We start from the raw sequence: 24,320 nt of genomic DNA, 5'->3' as shown, positions 1-24,320 counted from the left end.
TTCTATATAAAAAAGATTTTGGGGCCTTAGCTCAGCTGGGAGAGCGCCTGCCTTGCACGCAGGAGGTCAGCGGTTCGATCCCGCTAGGCTCCACCATACATATAAACGTATAACCTTTAAGCAATTTGCTTAAAGGTTTTTTTGTGCAGTTTCTACAAATTAGAATTGTATATATATTCAAAAAAGTGTCGAGTTGAGCCATCGCTCATTTAGCCGTTACAATAAGAGAGTAGCAACATTTGTGATGGGGGGACATATTATGAATAAGCTTTCAATTATTGGAGTACCAATGGATTTAGGTCAAACTCGCCGTGGGGTCGATATGGGGCCAAGTGCGATACGATATGCAGGTGTTATTGAACGCATCGAGAATATTGGCTATAGTGTAGAAGATAAAGGGAATATTGAAATTGCCTTAGCTGAACGAGTACATAGTGATGAAAATACAAACTTAAAGAATTTAAAAGCTGTAGCAGATGCTAGCGAGAGGCTTGCTCAGACCGTAAGTGATGTTATTACAAATAAAAGGTTTCCTTTAGTGCTAGGGGGAGATCACAGCATCGCTATCGGAACACTAGCAGGAGTAAGTCGTCATTATCAAAACTTGGGCGTGATTTGGTATGATGCACACGGAGATTTGAATACAGCAGATACGTCTCCTTCAGGAAATATTCACGGTATGCCATTGGCGGCAAGTATAGGTATAGGAGACGACGCATTGACTCGAATTGGCGGTTATACACCTAAAGTCAAGCCGAAAAATATTGTGATTATCGGAGCACGTTCTTTAGATGAAGGAGAAAAAGAGCTAATAAAGGAAAAAGGGATTAAAGTGTATACGATGCATGAGATAGATCGAATGGGTATGACAAAAGTAATGGAAGAAACAATTTTATATTTGCGTGATAAAACAGATGGGGTTCATCTATCACTCGATTTAGATGGACTAGATCCACATGATGCACCTGGAGTAGGAACGCCAGTGATTGGTGGAATAAGCTACAGAGAAAGTCATTTAGCTATGGAGATGTTGGCAGAATCTCAGCTAATCACTTCTGCGGAGTTTGTGGAAGTGAATCCTATTTTAGATGAACGGAATAAAACAGCTACTGTAGCTGTTGCATTAATGGGCTCACTTTTAGGAGAAAAATTAGTATAAAACATTAGTACCTACCAAAAGGTACATCAAACATATATGAAGATAAAAAAAAGAAGCTCTTAGTTCGGATTCGAGAGCTTCTTTATATAGAGAAAAACTTTTCATATTCATTTAATAAACCATCTAACTCTGAACTTACTCTTACCACTGTTAGTGATGATAAAGGGTTTTCTGCTGCAAGAGTGACCATGTTATTTCTGCATTCTTCAATTTGATTCAAAAGGTTCTCTTTTGTATGAGTCAAGCTTTCCACTCCTCTTCTTTTCATCTATACTAATTACATAACCTACGTACGATCTTTTTAAACATATTTGACAAATTTTTGTTAAAATAATTAAGCATAAGTGAAACTTTATGATAAAGTACACGTATATATACTATCCCGCAATGGGCGGAGGTAACCGTTACATGGATTTATTATTAAAAAGGAAAATAAAAAAAGTAAAAAAAGGTGACCAGGATGCGTTTGCTGACATAGTAGAATATCACAAGGATAAACTTTTTCATCTATGTTATCGAATGTTAGGAAACCGGGAAGAAGCGCAAGACGCTGCACAAGAGGCGTTTATTCGAGCCTATGTAAATATTCATAGCTATGACACGAGTAAAAAATTTTCCACCTGGTTATATCGAATTGCTACAAATCTTTGTATTGATCGAATTCGTAAAAAAAAGCCAGACTATTATTTAGATGCAGAAGTAGCCGGGACCGACGGGTTAAATATGTACTCTCAAATAGCTGCCGATCAGGCCTTACCAGAGGAAGAACTAGAGCAAGTAGAATTGCAAGAATTCATTCAGTCGGAAATATTAAAGCTACCTGAGAAATATCGAACTGTCATTGTCCTAAAATATATAGATGAGCTGTCGTTAAAAGAAATCAGCGATATTTTAGACCTGCCGCTTGGTACGGTAAAGACTAGAATTCACAGAGGACGTGAAGCTTTAAGAAATCGACTTCGCCACTTGTAAGGAGTGAACTAAGAATGAAATGTCCAAAAATGTATGTAAATCTCATTCATGAACATTTGGATGGAGATATTACAAAAGAAAATGAACTATTATTAAAAGAGCATTTGCATCAATGCAAAGGTTGTCAGCAGCATATGCATCAGTTAAAAAGAACCATTGCATTTGTGCAAAGCACTTCTCATATAGAATTACCTATGAACTTTACAGCAGGTGTTATGGCTGGGTTACCACGTGAGAAGAATCGAATTCGAATGAATAGATGGTTTACAAACCACCCGATTCTTAGTGCAGCCGCTGTATTTGTGCTGTTAATGTCCGGCACGGTGTTTTCAGCTTGGGAAACGGATGAAGACTTTTCTGTTTCAAAGCAGCCGAACTTGGTCATTCACGATAAAACAGTCGTTGTACCAAAAGGTGAGACCGTCGAAGGTGATATTACTGTGAGAAATGGCGATATTAAAATTGAAGGAAAAGTAGATGGAAATGTTACTGTTATACATGGTGATAAGTACCTAGCTTCTGCAGGAGAAGTGACAGGCAATATTGAAGAGTTAGACAAGATTTTTGACTGGGTGTGGTATAACGTCAAAACTCATGCCAAACAAGCTGTTGACTTTTAATAGTTGAAACATACAACCGTCCGCTTATCTTGTTAGAGAGGAATAGTGGACGGTTTTATTTATATAAAAAGAAGGCTACATTATATAGGAACAAGGATTTAAAAATAAGATGTAATTTACAGTGTAATTTTGTTTTATGGTATAATAAAACGGTTATGTTATCTTTATTACATATATAGAGGAAGTGAGAAGATGCCTATTGGAGACCTGCCAATCCTCTCATATTTAGGAAAAATTGTTGATGTTCTCCTGGTATGGTTCGTCATATATAAATTAATTATGGTCATAAGAGGTACAAAAGCAGTACAGCTTTTAAAAGGAATCACGGTGATTTTAGTTGTCCGCTTTATAAGTAACTTCCTTGGACTAAATACGCTCCAATGGTTAATGGACCAAGCGTTAACGTATGGGTTTTTAGCTATCATTATTATCTTCCAGCCAGAGCTGCGCCGAGCGCTTGAACAGCTTGGGAGAGGACGTTTGTTTTCACGCAGCAATTTGCCTGAAGAAGATGAACGTACCGTTACGATTGAGGCGATTATAAAAGCAACGCATTATATGGCTAAAAGACGCATAGGTGCATTGATCTCAATCGAAAGAGAGACGGGTATGGGTGACTATATTGAAACAGGTATACCGCTCAACTCTAATATTTCTTCTGAATTATTAATCAACTTATTTATACCGAATACACCACTTCATGATGGAGCGGTTATTTTACAGCGGGATCAAGTAGCCGCTGCAGCATGTTACTTACCTTTATCTGAAAGTCCTTTTATTTCAAAAGAATTAGGTACTCGCCATCGTGCTGCTGTAGGAATAAGTGAAGTAACGGATAGTGTGACTGTCATTGTATCTGAAGAAACTGGAGGCATTTCCGTTACCAAAAATGGTGAATTGTATCGTGAATTGACAATTGATACATTGAGAGAAATGCTCGAAAAAGAATTAGTCACAATTTCTAAAGCAACTTCTTCCACTCGTTGGCAATGGAGGTTGAAGAAGAATGGATAAATTGATGAATCGATCGTGGGTTATGAAAATTATCGCGTTGCTATTAGCCTTCATGTTATATTTATCTGTTAATTTAGATGATGGTGCCAGTTCATCAAATAAGTTTCTGAACCGAAGCAGTTCTGCCAACACCGGAGTAGAAACATTAACAGATGTTCCAGTTCAAGTATCCTATAATGAGAAGAACAGAATTGTAAGAGGTGTTCCGGATACGGTTATTATGACACTGGAAGGTCCTAAAAATATTTTGGCTCAAACAAAGCTACAAAAAGATTATCAAGCTTATATTGACCTTGATAATTTAAGCTTAGGGCAGCATAGAGTCAAGGTTCAGTATCGAAATATCTCTGATAATTTAAACGTAGTGGTTAAGCCTGATATTGTAAACGTAACAATTGAAGAACGCGATTCAAAGCAATTTTCCGTAGAGGCAAGCTATGATAAAAACAAAGTCAAGAATGGATATGAAGCAGGGGAAGCAATCGTTAGTCCAAGAGCCGTCACGGTAACGGGCGCATCAAGTCAATTAGACCAAGTTGCTTATGTGAAAGCTATTATTGATTTAGATAATGCTTCAAAAACAGTCACGAAACAAGCAACTGTTGTCGCACTAGACAAGAATTTAAATAAATTGAATTTAACAGTTCAACCAGAAACGGTCAATGTAACAATTCCAGTGAAAAATATTAGTAAAAAAGTGCCGATCGATGTGATTCAAGAAGGCACGCCAGGCGACGGTGTCAACATTACGAAGCTAGAGCCTAAAACAGATACAGTGAAAATTATCGGTCCATCTGATTCTTTAGAAAAAATCGATAAAATTGATAATATTCCAGTCGATGTTACCGGTATTACGAAATCTAAAGATATTAAGGTGAACGTCCCTGTTCCAGACGGAATAGATAGTGTAAGTCCTAAACAAATTACCGTTCATGTGGAAGTAGACAAACAAGGTGATGAGCAAGACGCAGAAGAAACGGACGCAAGTGCAGCTGAGACTAAGTCATTTAAGAATTTACCAGTTTCTTTAACTGGTCAATCCTCAAAGTACACGTATGAACTGCTTTCCCCTACTTCAGTAGATGCGGATGTAAAAGGACCAAAATCTGATTTAGATAAGTTAACGAAAAGCGGCATTACCTTGTCAGCGAATGTAGGGAATTTATCTGCCGGGGAGCACACGGTTCCTATTATAATAAATAGTCCCGACTCTGTTACATCAACTCTATCGACTAAACAGGCAAAAGTTCGTGTAACAGCGAAAAAACAATCAGAGACAAATGATGAGCAAACAGATAAAGAAACAAGTGGAAGCACGAGCGGTAAAGAAACAAAGCCAGACACGGGAACTGGATCAGGAACAGGAACAGGAACAAATCCTGGGACGGGAAATTCAGGTGATTCAGCTGATAAACCAAGCGAAGAGACCGATACACCTGAAGATAATACAGATACACCAACAGATAGTACAGAAACTGGTGACGACAGTAGTAATCAAAGTGATGAAAATTCTACACCCGTAGATGGACAGACAGATAATACATCAGGAAACTAAATGTTTTGACATAAAGGAGAGAAAATTAATGGGTAAGTATTTTGGAACAGACGGAGTACGAGGAGTTGCCAATAGTGAATTAACTCCTGAGCTTGCTTTTAAAATTGGACGCTTAGGTGGTTACGTTCTAACAAAAGATTCAGAGCGACCAAAAGTATTAATCGGACGCGATACACGCGTTTCTGGTCATATGTTAGAAGGAGCGCTTGTTGCAGGATTGCTTTCAATTGGAGCAGAAGTTATGCGACTAGGCGTTATTTCAACTCCAGGGGTAGCGTATTTAACAAAAGCACTTGGCGCACAAGCAGGAGTCATGATCTCTGCTTCGCATAACCCAGTTCAAGATAACGGAATTAAATTCTTTGGTCCAGATGGATTTAAACTTTCAGATGCCCAAGAGAATGAAATTGAAGCGTTAATGGATAGTGAAACAGATCAATTACCAAGACCTGTTGGGGGAGACTTAGGTCAGGTAAATGACTACTTTGAAGGTGGACAAAAATATCTTCAATACTTAAAACAAACGGTTGATGAAGACTTCTCAGGTATTCATGTAGCATTAGACTGTGCGCACGGGGCAACGTCATCGTTAGCAGCACATTTATTTGCGGATTTAGATGCAGATATCTCTACAATGGGAGCATCTCCAAACGGATTAAACATCAATGACGGTGTAGGATCTACACATCCGGAAGCATTAAGTGCCTTCTTAAAAGAAAAAGGAGCGGATGTTGGATTAGCATTTGATGGAGACGGAGATCGTTTAATCGCAATCGATGAAAAAGGCGAGATTGTAGACGGTGATCAAATTATGTTCATTTGTGCAAAATACTTATATGAACAAGGACGTTTAAAGAAAAACACGCTTGTTTCTACCGTTATGAGTAACTTAGGCTTCTATAAAGCACTAGAAGCTAGCGGGATTGAAAGTGCACAAACTGGTGTAGGAGACCGTTACGTAGTAGAAGAAATGAAAGCTAATCAATATAACCTAGGTGGAGAACAGTCAGGTCATATTATTTTCTTAGATTACAACACAACAGGTGACGGTATGCTTTCAGCTATTCAGCTTGTAAACATTATGCAAGCAACGAAAAAGCCTTTATCAGAACTAGCAGCTGAAATGAAGAAATATCCTCAGCTTCTTGTAAATGTAAAAGTAACAGATAAGCATCATGTTACAGATAACGAGAAGGTAAAAGTGGTTATTGAAGAAGTGGAAAAAGAAATGAACGGTAATGGCCGAGTACTTGTACGCCCTTCAGGAACAGAGCCGTTAGTACGTGTTATGGTTGAAGCACAAACACAAGAAGAATGTGAAACTTATGTAACACGTATCGTAGAAGTAGTAAAAGAAGAAATGGGCTTAGAGTAATTCATTAATTATATGCATAAGCGGTGACGTTTCAAGCTGCTTATGCATATTTTTATATTGTTGAGAAAAATTCTTGGAAATTATCTAATGCTAAAGGCTGTTTTTACAGATAGTAAAGAAGATAATTGACGTTTTCTCACTTCTTATTGTAATATTAAATCTGTTCGTCTCTTAATTTATGTAAAGGAGTGAACAATCTATTTTAAAAGTGAATACAAAGCGCCTGAACTAAGTAAAGGGACGGAAACGACTTAGTTGACGAGGAGGAGGTTTATCGAAGTATCGGCGGATGCCTCCCGGTTGTTGATTATCACGGCCGAAAACTTGATGTGAAAAACAATGAGGTGACTTATTGGACAAAAGCATTGAGATGATAATCATTGATGATGAAAAGAGACTCTCTTTTCATACATGAAGGAGGATTTTATCTATGTGCGGAATTGTAGGATATATTGGAACAGAAGATTCGAAAGAAATTTTATTACGTGGTCTTGAAAAGTTAGAATATCGTGGCTATGACTCAGCGGGTATTGCAGTTGTTAACAATGAAGGCGTACACGTATTCAAAGAAAAAGGCCGTATTGCAGAATTGCGTCAGGCAGTAGATCACAGTGTTGTAGCACCAGCAGGTATCGGTCATACGCGTTGGGCAACTCATGGTGTACCAAGCCAAGAAAATGCTCACCCGCATCAAAGTACATCTGGACGCTTCACACTTGTGCATAACGGTGTAATTGAAAACTATGCTATTTTGAAACGTGAATATTTACAAGATGTAACGTTCAAAAGCGAAACGGATACAGAAGTAATCGTTCAGTTAATTGAAAAAATCGCAGCAGAAGGCTTAGATGTAGAAGAAGCGTTCCGTAAGACAGTAAGCTTGCTTCACGGTTCTTATGCACTAGCTCTTGTTGATAACGAAGATAAAAATACAATCTACGTAGCTAAAAACAAAAGCCCGCTTCTTGTAGGTGTTGGCGAAGGATTTAACGTTGTAGCGAGTGATGCTATGGCAATGCTTCAAGTAACAGATCAGTACGTAGAATTAATGGATAAAGAAACAGTAATTGTGACAAAAGAAGGCGTAACAATTAAAACGCTTGATGGTGAAGTGGTAGAAAGAGCACCTTATACAGCAGAGCTTGATGCAAGTGATATTGAAAAAGGTACGTACCCTCACTATATGTTAAAAGAAATTGATGAGCAGCCTTTAGTTGTTCGTAAAATCATTCAAGAGTACCAAAATGAGAACAATGAACTGCACATTGATGCAGACATTTTAGGAGCAATGGATGAAGCAGACCGCATCTATATCGTAGCATGTGGAACAAGCTATCATGCAGGCCTAGTAGGTAAACAATTCATTGAAACGTGGGCGAAGGTTCCAGTAGAAGTGCACGTAGCAAGTGAATTCTCTTATAACATGCCGCTTTTATCTGAAAAGCCATTGTTTATCTTTATCTCTCAAAGTGGAGAAACAGCTGACAGCCGTGCAGTATTAGTTCAAATTAAAGAACTAGGTTACAAAGCGTTAACAATCACAAACGTTCCGGGATCAACATTATCTCGTGAATCTGATTATACGTTATTACTTCATGCAGGTCCGGAAATTGCTGTAGCATCAACAAAGGCTTATACAGCTCAATTAGCAGTCCTATCAATTCTAGCGGCTGTAACAGCAAAAAAACGCGGCATTGAATTAGAATTTGATTTAGTTCAAGAGTTAGCAATCGTAGCAAACACAATGGAAGTACTTTGCGACGACAAAGAAGAAATGGAAAGCATTGCTCTTCAATTCTTAGCAACAACTCGCAACGCATTCTTTATTGGACGTTCTGTTGATTATTATGTAGGTTTAGAAGGTGCGTTAAAACTAAAAGAAATCTCTTACATCCAAGCAGAAGGATTTGCTGGAGGAGAGCTTAAGCACGGAACAATCGCTTTAATTGAAAACAATACGCCAATTATTGCATTAGCAACACAAGAACATGTAAACTTAAGCATCCGTGGTAACGTAAAAGAAGTAGTAGCACGTGGAGCTAATCCTTGTATCATTTCAATGAAAGGATTAGAAACAGAAGAAGATCGCTACGTGATTCCGAAAGTTCATGAAACACTTTCACCACTAGCAGCGGTTATTCCTTTACAATTAATCTCTTACTACGCTGCATTGCACCGCGATTGCGATGTAGATAAACCACGTAACTTAGCAAAATCAGTTACTGTAGAATAATAAGGTTCTAGACACCCTTCTATTATAGAAGGGTGTTTTTGTATATAATTCTCATTGAGCTAAAAAATATATTTGCTTGCTCAATTTATTTTATATAATAGAGTAGGTAAATGAACGAAACTCACTTATAAAAAAGGAAGTGAAAAGTATTAGTGGAGTAGCTCAAAGTATAAAGTACGTGTTGCGAGGCATCTTTTTTGTCTTGTACTTTCCCTTTTATTTTGTATTTCAAATTTTGTGTAAGCTATGGATATATTTTATCGCTAAGCCCCTCATGTGGATAGGAACAAGAATTATTCAACCTGTCATTGATTTCATTTGGAGATACATTATACGTTTCTTGTTCTTTTATCCTATTTCTTGGCTATGGAGTGTCCTCATCTATCCTTTTATTCTCTTCGTTTGGAAACGATGTTTTTTGCCTATAACTAGATTTATATGGAAGTACGTTTTATACCCTGTGTTGTATCTAGTTTGTTACCCTTGTTATCTTTTCTGGAAATATGTTGTGCTGCCATTTTACAATGAAATTGTTATTCCTGTGGTTTCATTTTGTCAGCGTATATTCCTCTGTTTCTGGAAAGGAGTTAAGTGGATCGTAATTCATATGATCTACTATCCTTTACGGTGGATTTGGATGAGATGTATATACAAACCGCTTAAAAATGCATATACAAAAATCATTCAGCCGGTTATCAAATGGTTTTCTCATTTATTTAATTAATGAAATATACCAAAAGATTGCTTTTCTTTTTTAAGTATTAAACTCGAAAGATAAGAGGGAATTGATGTATAATAAAGACGGATATATCATTGCCTATTTATTTTATTAGATTCAATTTTGAAAGAGAGTGAAACAATATGGGCCGTAAGTGGAACAATATTAAAGAAAAGAAAGCGTCAAAAGATGCTAATACAAGTCGTATATATGCCAAGTTTGGCCGTGAGATTTACGTGGCTGCGAAACAAGGCGAGCCAGATCCAGAATCAAACCAAGCGTTAAAAGTTGTATTAGAACGCGCGAAAACATACAATGTGCCAAAAGCAATTATTGACCGTGCGATTGAAAAAGCAAAAGGCGGATCAGAAGAAAATTACGATAATCTTCGTTACGAAGGTTTTGGACCGAATGGCTCAATGGTTATCGTAGATGCTCTTACGAATAACGTAAACAGAACAGCTTCAGACGTGCGTGCTGCTTTTGGTAAAAACGGCGGTAATATGGGAGTAAGCGGATCAGTAGCGTACATGTTTGATCCAACAGCTGTTATTGGTGTAGAAGGTAAGGATGAAGAAGAGACGCTAGAACTGTTAATGGAAGCAGATGTAGACGTGCGTGACATTTTAGAGGAAGAAGATTCTGTAATTGTTTATGCTGATCCGGATCAATTCCATGCGGTACAAAAAGTGTTCAACGATGCTGGTATTACGGAATTTACAGTAGCTGAGCAAACGATGCTTGCTCAAAATGATGTAACTCTTCCTGAAGATGCACAAGCTCAGTTTGAAAAAATGATTGATGCATTAGAGGACCTAGAAGATGTGCAGCAAGTATATCACAACGTTGATTTAGGATAATAGTGAAAGAGGCAGACCTATCAAAGAGGTCTGTCTTTTTTTATAGGCCGTGTGAAAAGCATCTATTGACCCTTTCCCTTCGTTTGGAATATGGTAAGATAATGAATTAAGAATAGAAAATAGTAGAATTTTATAAGAGATAAATGGAGGGAAAGCAGTTGAAAAAATTAATGGTGGGGATGGCGTTAACAGCTACACTTGCAACGGCTGTAACGCCTGGCTTTGGCTCAATTGGGGGAAATCAAGAAAAGGCATATGCAGCGACGGTTACATATAAAGTGACGGCAAGCAAGCTAAATGTGAGAAGCGGAGCGGGAACGACTTACGGAATTATCGGCAGCGTAGTGAAAGGTCAAACGCTATCTGTGATGAGCAAAAGCGGAAGCTGGTACAAAATTAACTATAACGGTCGCACGGGCTATGTAAGCAGCGATTATGTACAAGCATCAGGAACAGCAACTCCACCAGCAGAAAGCACAACGTACACAGTAACGGCAAGCAAGCTGAATGTAAGAAGCGGAGCAGGTACCAATTATGCATCCATAGGAAGTGTGACAAAAGGCCAGAAGCTGTCTGTGGTGAGCAAAAGCGGAAGCTGGTACAAAATTAACTATAACGGCCGCACAGGCTATGTAAGCAGCGATTATGTACAAGCATCAGGAACAACAACGGCCCCAACAACGCCGCCAGCAGAAAGCACAACGTATACAGTAACGGCAAGCACGCTGAATGTAAGAAGCGGAGCAGGTACCAATTATGCATCCATAGGAAGTGTGACAAAAGGCCAGAAGCTGTCTGTGGTGAGCAAAAGCGGAAGCTGGTACAAAATTAACTATAACGGCCGCATAGGCTATGTAAGCAGTGACTATGTACAAGCATCAGGAACAACAACGGCCCCAACAACGCCACCAGCAGAAAGCACAACGTACATAGTAACGGCAAGCACGCTGAATGTAAGAAGCGGAGCAGGTACCAATTATACATCCATAGGAAGTGTGACAAAAGGCCAGAAGCTGTCTGTGGTGAGCAAAAGCGGAAGCTGGTACAAAATCAACTATAACGGCCGCACGGGCTACGTAAGCAGTGACTATGTACAGGCTTCAGCTACAGCTTCTCCAAAGCTCGTAGTCGATTCTTTTAAAACGTTAGGTAACGCTCAGCAAGTCATCTTGGTTACAGCAGATAACTACGATACGAAGTCTGCTAAAATTCAAACGTTTGAAAAAGTTGATGGGAAATGGAAGCAAGTTTTAACCGCGAACGGTGTACTTGGACAAAAAGGATTCGCTTTATCGAAAAAAGAAGGAGATATGGAATCTCCGACAGGGAAATATACAGTTGGCACAGCATTCGGACGCTATGAAAATCCTGGAACTAAGCTTCCATATCGAAAGATTACAGCAAATGATGTGTGGGTAGACGATTCAAAAAGCTCTCTATATAATACGTGGCAGCAAAAGCCGGCGAATGGCCGCTGGACGAGCGCTGAGAACATGGACATCCCCGCTTACGATTATGGGTTTGTCATTAATTATAATGAATCTAGAACGCCAGGAAAGGGAAGTGCAATCTTCTTCCATGTAGGAACAAATTATACCGCAGGATGTACGGCTACTTCTAAAGAACAAGTTGTCTCTATTTTAAAATGGTTAAATCCAGAGAAAAATCCGGTTATTATTCAATCTCCAGTAAGTGAATTAGATAAATATTAAGTTAGAAAGCAGCTGAACTTTTACAGTTCAGCTGCTTTTTTATGTAATTAAAAGCTTTGTCTGTCTGTGGTACGACAAAGTTAGTTTTCCTATTCATTGAATGAAAGCGTTTAATCTCTTACGATTAAAGTATCATCACGTAGAGAAAGGAAGAGAGCAAATGGCTCAATCTAATATAAAAGTAGCTGTACAAAAGTTTGGGAACTTTCTAAGTTCAATGGTTATGCCAAATATCGGAGCATTTATTGCATGGGGACTTATTACTGCTTTATTTATTCCAACAGGCTTTTTTCCAAATGAAAGCCTTGCCAAACTAGTGGATCCAATGGTCAAGTATTTGCTTCCGCTGCTAATCGGCTACACAGGAGGAAAGCTTGTACACGATCAGCGTGGAGGCGTTGTAGGTGCTATCGCGACCATGGGCGTCATCGTTGGATCTGATATTCCGATGTTTCTAGGCGCTATGATTATGGGACCGCTTGGCGGTTACATCATCAAGAAGTTTGATCAGTTTATTGAAGGTAAAGTCAAAACAGGATTCGAGATGTTAATTAATAACTTCTCAGCAGGTATTCTTGGAGGAATTCTATCAATTCTAGCCTTTTTAGGCGTTAGTCCAGCCGTGGACGGATTTACAGGCGCGCTTGTAGTGGGTGTAGATTGGATGGTTGCACATGGCCTTCTTCCTCTTACAAGTATTCTAATTGAGCCTGCTAAAATTTTATTCTTAAACAATGCTATTAATCACGGTATCTTATCTCCGATCGGAGCAGAACAAATTCGAACAAACGGACAGTCCATTCTATTGTTATTAGAAACAAATCCTGGTCCGGGATTAGGAATTTTGTTAGCGTATTGCTTCTTTGGAAAAGGAACAGCAAAACAGTCAGCGCCGGGAGCGGCCATCATTCATTTTATTGGCGGAATTCACGAAATTTACTTCCCTTACGTTTTAATGCGTCCGCTTCTAATCATTGCGGCTATTTTAGGAGGAATGAGCGGCGTATTTACATTTGTTCTTTTAGGCGGAGGCTTACAAGCGGTTGCTTCACCAGGAAGTATTTTGGCTATTTTAGCTGCTACACCAGGTAATACAGGCAGCTATGTTGCAAATATCTCCGGTGTTCTCGTTGCAGCCGTCGTATCGTTTATTGTAGGTTCGTTAATTTTAAAAACGGGCAAGCAAACAGAAGATTTGGATGAAGCAGCTCGCAAAATGCAAGAGATGAAAGGCAAGAAGAGCTCTGTAGCAGGAAGCTTTACAAAACAGCAAGGAGAAGTACCAGCAAGCGTTCAGAAAATTGTTTTTGCCTGTGACGCAGGTATGGGATCGAGTGCGATGGGCGCTTCTCTTCTTCGCAAGAAAGTTAAACAAGCAGATTTAAATATTTCGGTAACGAATACAGCCATCAGTAATATTCCAAGTGATGCTCAAATCGTTATTACGCAAGAAGAGCTAACGCCAAGAGCTCAAAACAAAGTTCCAGATGCGTATCATATCTCGGTTGATAATTTTCTATCTAGTCCGGAATATGACAAACTAATTGATCAACTAAAAAATGATCATACTACTTCTAAAGCCGAAGAAGAAAAAAGAGTATCTGCAGAAAATAATACAGATAGTAATGATGGTTTATTAAAAGAAGAAAACGTTTTCTTGAATCAGCACTTTTCTTCTAAGGAAGAAGCAATTCGATTTGCAGGGAGTGTGTTAGTAAAAGGCGGATATGTAGAAGAAAACTACGTTGAAGCGATGATTGATCGCGACAATATGACTTCTACTTATATGGGAAATGACGTAGCGATTCCGCACGGTACGGAAGAAGCGAAAAAGAACGTTTTAAGATCCGGTTTTACAGTGATTCAAGTGCCAGAAGGCGTTGATTTTGATGGTGAGAAAGTTCGTTTGATTTTTGGAATTGCCGGAAAAGACGGCACCCATTTAGAAATTTTATCTGGTATCGCCATTACATGTTCTGATATGGACAATATTGAAAAAATGGTTCATGCCAAATCAGCTAAAGAATTAATGGCTATTATTCAAAGTAACTAACGGGATAGAAAGGCATGGAGGTGCCTTTTTATCCTTTGTTTATAAATAAGAAAAGAGTTGATGTTCTTGTTTATTACTTCAAGAGAAAAATCAATCATTGAGTTAATTATTAAAACGGCAGGAAAACATACAGCCCTTACACTTGCTACTTTTTTGAATGTAAGTGTAAGAACTGTTCACCGAGATTTGAAGGCAATTGAATCAATACTTGAAAAATTTGATTTGAAGCTGATTCGTACACAAGATGAAGGACTAATGATTGAAGGTAAAAATGAACAAATTTTTCGTCTTATCCAAGAGCTGATGAAGATTAAAACGACGGATCAGTCTCCACAGGAAAGAAAATTAATTCTTTTAATTCTTCTTCTAGAAGAAGGAGATTCATTTAAATTACAAACGCTGGCTAAAGACTTAGAAGTAAGTATTACTACACTAACTGCTTATTTAGATGAATTAACAGAGTGGTTAACCACATTTGACGTTTTCCTTCATCGAAAAAGAGGCGTGGGAGTAGAAGTTCAAGCTACTGAAGCCAATAAACGGAAAGCATTAGCTAATTATTTTCTTGTTCACTTTAATGAAGAATTAATTGAGTGCTTGTTTTTAGCGGAAAATCAGCAGCATACGGATGAAACGATTTTGCATTATTTTTATCCGGATTATTTAGCAGAAGTAGACCGAATTGTACATCAAGCGATTAATCAGCATCATTCTAAGCTGGCTGACAGCGATTATATAGGGCTCATTGTTCATATTTGCATTATGATACAGCGAACGAAAAAGCAAATGTATCTAGAAGACGACGGCGGCCAAACGGAAGAACTGGCGAGTGAAATGTTCTTAATGAAGGATATTTGCCGCGAAATTGAACGGGTATTTTCTCTTTCTTTTACAGAAAAAGATATTCATTTCTTAGCAGTGCGGCTACGTGCAGCAAAGTTCCAAACTACTAGAGACGTATATTACGACAGCGTAGTAGTTGGGCAGATCATTAAGAATATGATTGCTCACGTTTCTGTTCAGCTTAACACCGACTTAACCGGTGATTTTTCCCTTTACCAGGGGCTGCTTGCTCATATGGAGCCGGCAATTTTTCGTCTTAAGCAAAAAATGGAGCTTTTTAATCCATTAACAGAAGAGATTAAGAAAAAGTACCCGGTTTTATTTATGGCTGTGAGAAACAGTATCGATCAAGCGCTGCCGGATTTAGTTTTTCCAGATGATGAAGTAGCATATCTTGTTTTGCATTTCGGTTCCACGCTAGTGCTAAAAGAAGAAGTCATGGAAATTCAAGCACTGATTGTCTGTCCAACTGGAATTGGCACCTCGAAAATGTTAGCTAGCCGTATTCGTAAAGAGATTCCGGAGATTAATTCAGTTGTCATTAAATCGGTAAAAGAAATCAAAGAAGCCGCGCTTGAAGGGTATGACGTAGTGATTTCAACAGTAAGACTGCCTTTTTTAAATGTCGATTACATTTTAGTCAACCCACTCTTAACCGAAGAGGATATTCAATCCGTCCAGAATTTTTTACAGAAAAACATTCAAAAGTTAACCAAAGATAAGGACTATCGCTCGTTCCAATATAAAAATAAGACCGCTTCTACAGAAAAAATGTCTTTTGAGGAAACGATGAAGCAAATTAAAGACGTGCATGGAAGTATCGAATCAATTCTTCAAAACCTTAGAATGTATCGATTTTCGGATGCAGTGAGTCACGATCAAGTGATTTCGCACGTAGTAAAAGCTGCTGAAAAAGAACGTTTAATAACCAATGCCAGCTTCGTTATTCATCAGCTTAAGGAACGAGAAAACAAAGGCGGTTTAGGCATTCCGCAAACGAGCATGGCACTGTTCCATTGCCGTGAACATCACGTGAACGAGCTGATATTTCAGGTTTCACATTTAGAACAGCCTTGCACAGTTAAAGGTATGGACGGAACAAATATGCAGGCGCGTAACCTTCTATTAATGCTCGCACCTGAAGAGTTAAGTGAAGCACAACAAGAAATTTTAAGTTTAATTAGTACCAGTTTAATTGAAGACCATGAAGCAATGATGATTTTTTCGTCCTCGAATGAAGAGATAATTCGCAAAAAGCTAGAGGATACGTTTCATGAGTACCTTCGAAATAATTTGATAAAGGAATGATTTTTGTGAAACAAGCAGTTCATTTTGGAGCAGGCAATATCGGTCGAGGATTCATTGGGGCATTGTTTTCTCAAAGCAACTATCACGTCACATTCGTAGATATTGCTGAAAAGATTATTAATCAGTTAAACACTGATGAAGGGTATAACGTAGTGACAGCTGCAGAGCATCCGGAGACATTAGCTGTTCAAAACGTATCTGGTTTAAATAATCTAACACAAGAACAAGCGGTCATTAAAGCGATTAAAGAAGCAACGTACATTACGACGGCCATCGGACCGAACGTTCTGCCTCGCATTGCTCCTTTAATTGCTAAAGGTTTGACTGAACGCGTAAAAACAAGCGACGAAAATGTATATGTGATTGCATGTGAAAATCAAATCTCTGCGACAGATTTATTAAAAGGCTATATTTTTGACGCGCTGGATGAAGAGACAAAAGCTCATGTGATAAATAAGGTCTTTTTCTTTAATTCAGCTGTAGATCGTATCGTGCCTATTCAGCATAACCAAGGTTCGCTTGATGTTTTAGTAGAATCCTATTATGAATGGGTAGTAGAGGCACCTGAAGATATTCCTTTTGTAGAAGGAATGACGATTGTGCCTGACCTTGCCCCTTTTATTGAAAGAAAGTTATTTACAGTGAATACGGGACATGCGGTGATTGCATATTTTGGTTATTTAAAAGGAAAAGAAACGATTGATCAAACGTTAAGAGATTCAGATATTTATGAACAAGTACAGCAAACGCTACAAGAAACAGGAAACTATCTAATTAAAAGATATGACTTAGATAGAGAGGAACACGAAGCCTATATTACTAAAATCATTGAACGCTTTAAAAATCCTCATTTAAATGATTCAGTTAAAAGGGTAGGAAGAGCGCCAATTCGCAAGCTGGGACCTCAGGATCGCTTGATTCGTCCAGCGCTAGAAGCAAAAAAAGTGGGCCTTTCTTATACCTACTTAGCAAAGGCTATTGCCGCTGCGCTTTTATTTGACCCGAAAGAAGATAAAGAGGCTATGAAGCTTCAAGCGAATATTCATGAGTATGGTATTGAGTATGTCTTAAAAGAGATTAGTGGTTTAGAGGCAAGTGATGATTTAACAAAAGAAATCATTGCTCAATACAATGCTTTAAAGGCGTGAATGAATTTAGTCTGTGTAAACAGTCCATTTTAAATGGGCTGTTTTTCTTTTAGCAGAAAGGGAATGTTTGTGTATAGGAGGGTGATAAAATGGTAGCTATTACGCACGTTGGATTAGCTGTGCCTGATGTAGAAAAAGCCGTGCAGTGGTATGAAAAAGTTTTAGGTTTTAAGCTGATTGCCGGACCCTATACGTTTAATGCGGAGGAAGAACAAGCTGAAAATATGACTCAAGATTTACTGGGGTCTCATATCAAAAAAATGAAAAATGCTCACATGACAGCTGACAACCAGGTAGGCATTGAACTGTTTGAATTTAATAAGCCGCAAATGCCGCTTGTCTTAAAAGACAGCGATGAGCAGTATCAAAGTTATTTTCATATGTGTTTAATAGCCGATGACGTGGAAAAATTAGCGGATAAAATTGAACAATCAGGCGGTAAAAAGCGCAGCCAAGTATGGAATACAAGACCTGGAAAACCTTATTACTTAATTTATTGCGAAGATCCGTTTGGGAATATTATTGAGCTATATTCACACAGTACGGAGCTCATGTATGGGAATAGAGAAGAATAAAAGCTTATCCAAGAAATCTGGATAAGCTTTTATTTTTTCATGGCTGCCCGTAGCCGTATACTTTTGTCAGCTCTTCAAAGGTTTTTGATGAATACGTAATAGTTACAGATGTTCCTACTTCCACTTTACTGAATAATTCTTCGACATCCGCATTATGCATTCGTACGCAGCCGTGACTTACATATTTGCCGATGCTATCTTCTGAGTTATTGCCGTGAATAGCGTATGTGTCGCCGGTTGTGCCGTTTGCATTAAGCCCTAGCCAGCGAGAGCCAAGAGGGTTATTAAAAGCTCCTCCTGCAATATGCCCTGTATAGTAAGGGCGGTTTTTAATTTTGTTAACAATCTTGAAAAAGCCTACCGGCGTATCGCTCCATGTTTTTCCCGTAGCTACTGAATACGTCTTTTCTAACTTTCCATTATGAAAATAAGCAAGCTGATTTGTTTTTTTATTAATAATAATTAAATCTCCACTTGCTTCGTTTTCACTTGCATTCGTCGCACTGGCTGTATAAGAAATGCTGATAATAGCTGCGAGGCATAAAGCAGCTGCTCGCAGTATAATTTTTCTCACGTTCTAGCCATCTCCTCTATTGTTCATTTACATATTTGATGAATTACATGCTATTAGTGTATAAAAGAAAAATGGACTGAATATGAATCTTTCCTGAATGAAAACTGAAAGTGCATTTTATTTATAAGCGAATATAAAGTAAAAATCTGGGCAGAAATACAACTAAAGGTCTGGTACATATCTCATGAAAAAGAGAAAAGTGAAAATGCACCTTGTCTGTTTAATTTAGGATGTATTATCATGAAAGTTTGAAATGAAGGGCAGGAGGTGGAACAAACAGATGCTTAAAGAATTTAAAGAGTTTGCTTTGCGTGGAAATGTATTGGATTTAGCTGTCGGTGTTATTATTGGAGCGGCATTTGGGAAAATTGTAACGTCTCTTGTAAATGATATTATTATGCCGCTGATTGGTTTGTTGTTAGCAGGGATAGACTTTAAAGATTTATCCTTCACGGTTGGAGATGCTACGGTATTATATGGATCTTTTATTCAAACAATTGTTGATTTCTTAATTGTCGCATTCTCGATTTTCTTATTTATTCGTTTCTTTAATCGTTTTAAGAGAAAAGAAGAAGAGAAAGTAGAGGAAGAAGTGGCTGTTCTGTCAAAAGAAGAAGAGATTTTAACAGAAATTCGTGATTTGCTAAAAGCACAAGCAGTGAAAGAGCGTTCATAACAGCAATTTTTTACATACGTATAAAACGGCTAAGAGGCCCGTCTTTTCATAAGAAAAGCGGGCTTTTTTCGTGTGAAATTTCTCGGGAAATGTTAGTGGTATGATTATGGGAAAATTAGGCATGAAAGCGAGAGAGATAGGAATGTTAAAATCATATTAAAAGTGTTAAGATATTGTAAATAGGAGGCTTAAGGTTATGTTTAAACATTTGTATCGTTCTTTGCCAATGCTGGCAGCGTATGGCCTGCTTAGCGTTTTTTTATACAGTGTTGTTATGTTTAATGTGTCAAATGACACAAAAATGTTGTTTGATTGGGCCCAAATCCATACAGCTGGTTTCGTAGTATTAATAGGAGGATGTTCACTTGTTTTATGGGCGCTCACTTTCTATTTGCTGCTTCGATTTAATCACATAGAGAGAATACAAGATTCGCAGTGGTATGCCATTTTTACGGCAATTGTGTTTTCAATTGCCGTAGCAGCCGTTTCTGCTATGGTTTTTGTTATCTATCATATTGATATACATAATCCAGGCAAAACAATAGAGTGGATGCAAGCATATCCCGAACGCTATCTTTTTACGGTATTTTTACTTTCGCTGTTAACACTAGCGATCATTATGCTAGTAGGGGAAGCTTATTTAGGAGCTGGAATTACCTTTGTTCTGTATTTTATTTTAGCTCTTGTAAACTATTATAAAAAAATCTTTCGAAATGAACCATTGTTCCCGAATGATTTTATTCAGGCGAGTCAGTTAAAAGAAGTTATTCCGATGATTAAAGACTCGATTTCAATTCCTATTGTAATAGGAGTTATTGGATCCATTCTCGTACTGGTCGCTCTTTGGTTTTTCTTGCCGAAAATTAAAATTCGATGGTTTCTTCGAATTATTATGATTCTGCCGCTCATCTTTTTAATGAAATCATTTTTATTCTTTGAACACTCGTTTGCTCAACAATATTATGATCAATATGCTGCGCTGATGCCTTGGAATCAGCAAAACAATTATTACTATAATGGACCTGTTATTGGCATGATTTCAAATGTTAAAACAGATGTGCTGCAAGAGCCGGATGACTACTCAGAAGAAGCTATGGCAAAAGTGGCAAAGCGTATTCAGTCAAAGGAAGAGAAAACACAAGAAAGCAAGACTGAAGTCAAACCAAACGTTGTGTTTGTGATGAACGAAACATTTTGGGACCCAACAAAGCTTAACGTGACGTTCTCTGAAGATCCAATGAAAAATACAAGAGAACTTCAAAAGAAATATCCTTCCGGATGGTCTTTAAGTCCTTCGTTTGGCGGGGAAACAGCTAATGTGGAGTTCGAAGCGCTGACGAGCTACTCTTTGTCTTTCTTTAACCCTGGAGGCCTTCCTTATCAGCATGTATTGAGTAAAAAAGAATATCCGTCTTTTGTTTCTTATTTAGAAAAGCAAGGCTATGCTACAACAGCTATGCATCCAAACAGCGGCATGCTTTATATGAGACAAAATGTATATCCAAACTTGGGATTTGATCAAGTGAAGTTTATTGATGAAATGAAGCATACACAAAAAGATAACAAAGAGTTTGTTTCTGATGAAGCGGTAGTGGATGAAGTACTCGATACGCTTCGTCAGTCGAAAAAGCCTGCATTTGTGCATGCTGTAACGATTGCAAATCATCTTCCTTATTCAGCGGATAAATATAATGGTCAGGAAACCATTAAAGTAACCGGTAAAGGGCTATCACCGGAAATGCAAAAGGAAATTGAAATTTATGCTGAAGGAATTAAACGTTCAGATGCTGCTTTAAAACGATTGAACGATGAAATTCAAAAGCTGGACGAGCCGACCATTGTAGTATTTTGGGGAGATCATTTGCCCGCGCTTGGACAAAACCTTCAAGCTTACAAAGAAACGGGTTTTGGAAACGAGAAAACGCAGCAAACATCTCAAAAATTTTATGAGACGCCGCTCTTATTTTTATCTAATTACGATACGAAAATAGATAAAAATCTCGGTACGATGAGTCCCATTTATATTGCTCCGACACTTGTTCAATCTCTTGGTTACAAAAGTAATCTGTTCTACGATCAGTTGAATCAAATGAAAACAGAAGTGCCGGCTTTTCGTTCAAATATGTATATAGATTCAAAAGGAAAGCTAGTAGATGATCAAGCAGCGCTCTCTAAAAAAGCCGCAAAAGACCTTCAAGATTACCATGAAGTTGAGTTTGATACATTATCCGGGAAACAGTACGAAACGCATAAGTTGTATAAATAAAAATAAAAACTCCTTTTAAATAAAAGGAGTTTTTATTTTTTAAGTGTTTAAGGTTGTACTAAAAAATAATTCATGTATAATATTTTAAGGTTAAAAGTAAACTTTAAGTTAAGTAAAACAAAACTTGAGTTTGGAACAGCATGAACAATCATTCATGCTGTTTGCTAATTTTAAATACAGTTGAGGATCGAGAGTATGGAAATAGGAAAGAAAATTAAAAATTTACGATTAAAAAAAGGTTTAACACAAGAAGAGCTAGGAGAACGTACTGATTTAAGCAAAGGCTATATTTCGCAGCTAGAGCGCGATTTAAGTTCACCGTCTTTAGAAACATTTTTTAGTATTTTGGAAGTGCTAGGGTGCGAACCGAAAGAATTCTTCGAAATTGATACGCATGTTCAAAAGGTTGTATACAGAGAGGAAGACTACACGAGTTATTGCGAAGATGAAAAAGGTTACCATATTCAGTGGCTTGTGCATGAATCAAATGAAAAAGAAATGGAGCCAATTCGTCTTATTCTTCATGAAAAAGGCGCATTTAAGAGATTTGAGCCTTCCCTTTCAGAAACGTTTGGCTACATTTTGCGCGGGTGTGTGAAGGTAAAGCTTGGAGGCAGAATATATGAAGCCAAACAAGGAGAAACCATCTATTTTCAAGCTTCTGAAGAACATCAGATTTTAAATGCTCATGACGGAATAACAGAGTTAATTATCGTGGCGACAGAGTCTTATTTATAGAACAAAAGAGGTGAAGTGAAATGACATCTACGAATACAATTATTCAATTTGAAAATGTGACCAAGCAATATGATAATGATTCAGTTGTATTGGATCATGTAAGCTTTGAAATTGAAAAAGGGAAATTTTATACCCTCTTAGGTCCATCGGGATGTGGAAAGACAACGATTTTACGATTAATTGCAGGCTTTACGGAAGCCTCAAGCGGAACGATTTATTTTAATGGGAAAAGAATTAATGATGTCCCGGCTAACAAACGACAGGTTAATACGGTTTTTCAAGACTACGCGCTTTTCCCCCATTTGAATGTATTTGAAAATGTAGCATTTGGTCTTCGAATCAAGAAGATGAAAAATGCTGATATTGCAATAAAAGTTAAAGAAGCCCTTCGTTTTGTTAACTTAGAAGGATATGAAAACAGAGAAATAAAGGAAATGTCGGGCGGCCAAAGACAGCGTGTAGCAATTGCACGAGCAATTGTAAACCAGCCCGAAGTCATTTTGCTGGACGAGCCGCTTTCAGCTCTTGATCTAAAATTGCGTACAGAAATGCAATACGAGTTAAGGGAATTACAGCGTCGTCTAGGTATTACGTTCATTTTTGTTACGCACGATCAAGAAGAAGCGCTTGCGATGTCCGATGAAATCTTTGTTTTGAACAAAGGAAGAATTCAGCAGAGCGGGGAACCTACAGATATTTATGATGAGCCAATTAATCGTTTTGTTGCCGATTTTATTGGTGAATCAAATATTGTACCAGGTAAAATGATTGCTGACTTTTTAGTGGAGTTTGGCGGCCAGCAATTTGAATGTGTCGATCAAGGATTAAACCAAAATGAGCAGGTTGAAATTGTGATTCGCCCTGAAGATTTAGCCATTACAAGCTCCGATCAAGGAAAGCTGCAAGTTCGTGTAGATTCACAGCTGTTTAGAGGAGTCCATTATGAAATTTTAGGCTATGACCATGCAGGGAATGAGTGGCTCGTTCACTCTACGAAAAAGGCAACGGTTGGAGAAGAAATTGGCTTGTACTTTGAACCTGAAGCTATTCATGTTATGCGATTTAACGAAACGGAAGAAGAATTCGATAAGCGACTCGAAGGTTACGAAGAGGATTACGATGCAAACTAAATCAAGAAATATTTACTTAGTCCCGTACGTGTTATGGATTTTGCTTTTTGTAGTTGCTCCCATTGTATTAGTTGTCTATTATTCTTTTTTCAACATCGATAATGAGCTGACGCTTGAAAACTATAAGAAATTTTTCACCCCAGTTTATTTACAGATGACGCTGAGTTCATTTTGGTATGCCTTTTTAATTACGTTATTTTCCTTGGTTTTTTCTTATCCTACAGCTTATTTACTAACGAAGCTTAAGCACAAGCAGCTTTGGCTTCTACTGATTATTTTACCGACGTGGATTAACCTATTATTAAAAGCTTATGCTTTTTTAGGTATATTTGGCACGTATGGTACGGTTAATAAGTTTACTGAATTTCTAGGACTTGGTACTCATCAAATTTTATTTACTGACTTTAGTTTTGTATTTGTATCGGTGTATATTTTTATCCCCTTTATGATTTTGCCGATCTTTAACTCTTTAGAAGAACTTAATCCCTCGCTTATCTACGCTTCGCGAGACTTGGGGGCATCTTCATGGGTGACATTTAAGCGCGTGGTATTTCCGCTAACGCTAGAAGGGGTTAAATCAGGTTGTCAGGCTGTTTTTATTCCAGCACTATCACTCTTTATGATTACGCGTTTAATTGCTGGAAACCGCGTCATTACACTGGGAACAGCGATTGAACAACATTTTTTAGTGACGCAGGATTGGGGCATGGGCGCCACCATAGCCGTCTTTTTAATTATTGCGATGGCCGTTATGATGCTCATAACAGGCACTGGAAAGAGAGGTGTGTAAA

The 24,320-nt window shown here is 38.0% G+C and carries 20 protein-coding genes and 1 tRNA gene; 19 read left to right on the top strand and 2 right to left on the bottom strand.

The window, feature by feature from the left end:
- Positions 1-20 precede the first annotated feature (20 nt).
- Together AC2YJL_RS26630 and rocF are read left to right on the top strand one after the other, a co-directional pair.
- A tRNA-Ala gene (locus AC2YJL_RS26630) sits at positions 21-96 on the top strand.
- A 163-nt stretch (positions 97-259) separates the two neighbouring features.
- Positions 260-1,159 (top strand): arginase, encoded by a 900-nt coding sequence (rocF, locus tag AC2YJL_RS26625; protein WP_050690779.1) that lies wholly within the window; start codon positions 260-262, stop codon positions 1,157-1,159.
- Between the two features lie 82 nt (positions 1,160-1,241).
- Here the strand turns inward: rocF and AC2YJL_RS26620 are convergent, their stop codons facing one another.
- Positions 1,242-1,412 carry an aspartyl-phosphate phosphatase Spo0E family protein gene (locus AC2YJL_RS26620; RefSeq protein WP_223260213.1) on the bottom strand — a complete coding sequence of 57 codons (171 nt, stop codon included), beginning with the start codon at positions 1,410-1,412 and terminating at the stop codon, positions 1,242-1,244.
- Positions 1,413-1,567: 155 nt separating this feature from the next.
- Here AC2YJL_RS26620 and sigW point away from each other — a divergent pair, with 155 nt between their 5' ends.
- The 12 genes from sigW to AC2YJL_RS26560 all read left to right on the top strand — a co-directional run bounded on the left by sigW (position 1,568) and on the right by AC2YJL_RS26560 (position 18,145).
- Positions 1,568-2,131, top strand: a complete 564-nt coding sequence (gene sigW, locus AC2YJL_RS26615) for an RNA polymerase sigma factor SigW (RefSeq protein ID WP_013054969.1) — start codon at positions 1,568-1,570, stop codon at positions 2,129-2,131.
- Between the two features lie 14 nt (positions 2,132-2,145).
- Positions 2,146-2,751, top strand: a complete 606-nt coding sequence (locus tag AC2YJL_RS26610; protein WP_050690780.1) for an anti-sigma factor family protein — start codon at positions 2,146-2,148, stop codon at positions 2,749-2,751.
- 192 nt (positions 2,752-2,943) lie between these two features.
- Positions 2,944-3,765, top strand: a complete 822-nt coding sequence (cdaA, locus tag AC2YJL_RS26605) for a diadenylate cyclase CdaA (protein WP_050690781.1) — start codon at positions 2,944-2,946, stop codon at positions 3,763-3,765.
- Positions 3,758-5,320: a CdaR family protein gene (locus tag AC2YJL_RS26600; protein ID WP_251569166.1), complete on the top strand. Its 1,563-nt coding sequence runs from the start codon at positions 3,758-3,760 to the stop codon at positions 5,318-5,320. Before cdaA ends, AC2YJL_RS26600 begins: the two co-directional genes overlap by 8 nt.
- A gap of 28 nt (positions 5,321-5,348) precedes the next feature.
- Positions 5,349-6,695, top strand: a complete 1,347-nt coding sequence (gene glmM, locus AC2YJL_RS26595) for a phosphoglucosamine mutase (RefSeq protein WP_025753441.1) — start codon at positions 5,349-5,351, stop codon at positions 6,693-6,695.
- A gap of 430 nt (positions 6,696-7,125) precedes the next feature.
- Positions 7,126-8,928 carry a glutamine--fructose-6-phosphate transaminase (isomerizing) gene (gene glmS, locus AC2YJL_RS26590; RefSeq protein WP_230931646.1) on the top strand — a complete coding sequence of 601 codons (1,803 nt, stop codon included), beginning with the start codon at positions 7,126-7,128 and terminating at the stop codon, positions 8,926-8,928.
- Between the two features lie 861 nt (positions 8,929-9,789).
- Positions 9,790-10,506 (top strand): YebC/PmpR family DNA-binding transcriptional regulator, encoded by a 717-nt coding sequence (locus AC2YJL_RS26585; RefSeq protein WP_050690784.1) that lies wholly within the window; start codon positions 9,790-9,792, stop codon positions 10,504-10,506.
- 158 nt (positions 10,507-10,664) lie between these two features.
- The gene (locus tag AC2YJL_RS26580; protein WP_251569165.1) at positions 10,665-12,218 is read left to right on the top strand and encodes an SH3 domain-containing protein; all 1,554 of its coding nucleotides are present in this window, start codon (positions 10,665-10,667) and stop codon (positions 12,216-12,218) included.
- A 160-nt stretch (positions 12,219-12,378) separates the two neighbouring features.
- A complete protein-coding gene (locus AC2YJL_RS26575; protein ID WP_251569164.1) occupies positions 12,379-14,271 on the top strand; it encodes a PTS mannitol transporter subunit IICBA in 1,893 nt (630 codons plus the stop codon).
- Between the two features lie 60 nt (positions 14,272-14,331).
- Complete coding sequence (locus AC2YJL_RS26570; RefSeq protein WP_251569163.1) at positions 14,332-16,422, top strand: BglG family transcription antiterminator; 2,091 nt, start codon at positions 14,332-14,334, stop codon at positions 16,420-16,422.
- A gap of 5 nt (positions 16,423-16,427) precedes the next feature.
- Complete coding sequence (locus tag AC2YJL_RS26565; protein ID WP_369361825.1) at positions 16,428-17,570, top strand: mannitol-1-phosphate 5-dehydrogenase; 1,143 nt, start codon at positions 16,428-16,430, stop codon at positions 17,568-17,570.
- Positions 17,571-17,659: 89 nt separating this feature from the next.
- Entirely contained in the window at positions 17,660-18,145 is a 486-nt protein-coding gene (locus AC2YJL_RS26560) for a VOC family protein (protein ID WP_251569160.1), read from the top strand.
- A gap of 37 nt (positions 18,146-18,182) precedes the next feature.
- Here AC2YJL_RS26560 and AC2YJL_RS26555 read toward each other — a convergent pair whose 3' ends face one another.
- Positions 18,183-18,719, bottom strand: a complete 537-nt coding sequence (locus AC2YJL_RS26555) for a L,D-transpeptidase (protein ID WP_251569159.1) — start codon at positions 18,717-18,719, stop codon at positions 18,183-18,185.
- A gap of 280 nt (positions 18,720-18,999) precedes the next feature.
- On the opposite strand from AC2YJL_RS26555, the gene mscL reads away from it, so the two are divergent.
- From mscL to AC2YJL_RS26530, 5 genes are all read left to right on the top strand, one after another.
- Positions 19,000-19,395 (top strand): large conductance mechanosensitive channel protein MscL, encoded by a 396-nt coding sequence (mscL, locus tag AC2YJL_RS26550; protein WP_025753425.1) that lies wholly within the window; start codon positions 19,000-19,002, stop codon positions 19,393-19,395.
- A 196-nt stretch (positions 19,396-19,591) separates the two neighbouring features.
- Positions 19,592-21,661, top strand: coding sequence for an LTA synthase family protein (locus AC2YJL_RS26545; RefSeq protein WP_230931652.1), 2,070 nt, complete (start codon positions 19,592-19,594; stop codon positions 21,659-21,661).
- 195 nt (positions 21,662-21,856) lie between these two features.
- The gene (locus tag AC2YJL_RS26540; protein ID WP_013054985.1) at positions 21,857-22,399 is read left to right on the top strand and encodes a helix-turn-helix domain-containing protein; all 543 of its coding nucleotides are present in this window, start codon (positions 21,857-21,859) and stop codon (positions 22,397-22,399) included.
- 20 nt (positions 22,400-22,419) lie between these two features.
- Positions 22,420-23,529, top strand: coding sequence for an ABC transporter ATP-binding protein (locus tag AC2YJL_RS26535; protein WP_028410433.1), 1,110 nt, complete (start codon positions 22,420-22,422; stop codon positions 23,527-23,529).
- Complete coding sequence (locus tag AC2YJL_RS26530) at positions 23,519-24,319, top strand: ABC transporter permease (RefSeq protein ID WP_016762745.1); 801 nt, start codon at positions 23,519-23,521, stop codon at positions 24,317-24,319. The genes AC2YJL_RS26535 and AC2YJL_RS26530 overlap by 11 nt, the downstream gene beginning before the upstream one ends.
- Position 24,320: the final 1 nt, after the last annotated feature.

It is taken from the genome of Priestia sp. SRI_019 (genome assembly GCF_057586255.1).
Note: the sequence above shows the minus strand (reverse complement) of the source record. Positions and strands in the feature narration are given on the sequence as shown.

Excerpts from the sequence above, each read along its gene's own strand:
- AC2YJL_RS26530 (WP_016762745.1), top strand. The coding sequence starts at position 23,519 with ATGCAAACTAAATCAAGAAATATTTACTTAGTCCCGTACGTGTTATGG.
- AC2YJL_RS26540 (WP_013054985.1), top strand. The coding sequence starts at position 21,857 with ATGGAAATAGGAAAGAAAATTAAAAATTTACGATTAAAAAAAGGTTTA.
- AC2YJL_RS26575 (WP_251569164.1), top strand. The coding sequence starts at position 12,379 with ATGGCTCAATCTAATATAAAAGTAGCTGTACAAAAGTTTGGGAACTTT.
- glmM (WP_025753441.1), top strand. The coding sequence starts at position 5,349 with ATGGGTAAGTATTTTGGAACAGACGGAGTACGAGGAGTTGCCAATAGT.
- AC2YJL_RS26545 (WP_230931652.1), top strand. The coding sequence starts at position 19,592 with ATGTTTAAACATTTGTATCGTTCTTTGCCAATGCTGGCAGCGTATGGC.
- AC2YJL_RS26570 (WP_251569163.1), top strand. The coding sequence starts at position 14,332 with ATGTTCTTGTTTATTACTTCAAGAGAAAAATCAATCATTGAGTTAATT.
- AC2YJL_RS26585 (WP_050690784.1), top strand. The coding sequence starts at position 9,790 with ATGGGCCGTAAGTGGAACAATATTAAAGAAAAGAAAGCGTCAAAAGAT.
- rocF (WP_050690779.1), top strand. The coding sequence starts at position 260 with ATGAATAAGCTTTCAATTATTGGAGTACCAATGGATTTAGGTCAAACT.
- AC2YJL_RS26560 (WP_251569160.1), top strand. The coding sequence starts at position 17,660 with ATGGTAGCTATTACGCACGTTGGATTAGCTGTGCCTGATGTAGAAAAA.
- cdaA (WP_050690781.1), top strand. The coding sequence starts at position 2,944 with ATGCCTATTGGAGACCTGCCAATCCTCTCATATTTAGGAAAAATTGTT.
- AC2YJL_RS26610 (WP_050690780.1), top strand. The coding sequence starts at position 2,146 with ATGAAATGTCCAAAAATGTATGTAAATCTCATTCATGAACATTTGGAT.
- glmS (WP_230931646.1), top strand. The coding sequence starts at position 7,126 with ATGTGCGGAATTGTAGGATATATTGGAACAGAAGATTCGAAAGAAATT.
- mscL (WP_025753425.1), top strand. The coding sequence starts at position 19,000 with ATGCTTAAAGAATTTAAAGAGTTTGCTTTGCGTGGAAATGTATTGGAT.
- AC2YJL_RS26600 (WP_251569166.1), top strand. The coding sequence starts at position 3,758 with ATGGATAAATTGATGAATCGATCGTGGGTTATGAAAATTATCGCGTTG.
- sigW (WP_013054969.1), top strand. The coding sequence starts at position 1,568 with ATGGATTTATTATTAAAAAGGAAAATAAAAAAAGTAAAAAAAGGTGAC.
- AC2YJL_RS26535 (WP_028410433.1), top strand. The coding sequence starts at position 22,420 with ATGACATCTACGAATACAATTATTCAATTTGAAAATGTGACCAAGCAA.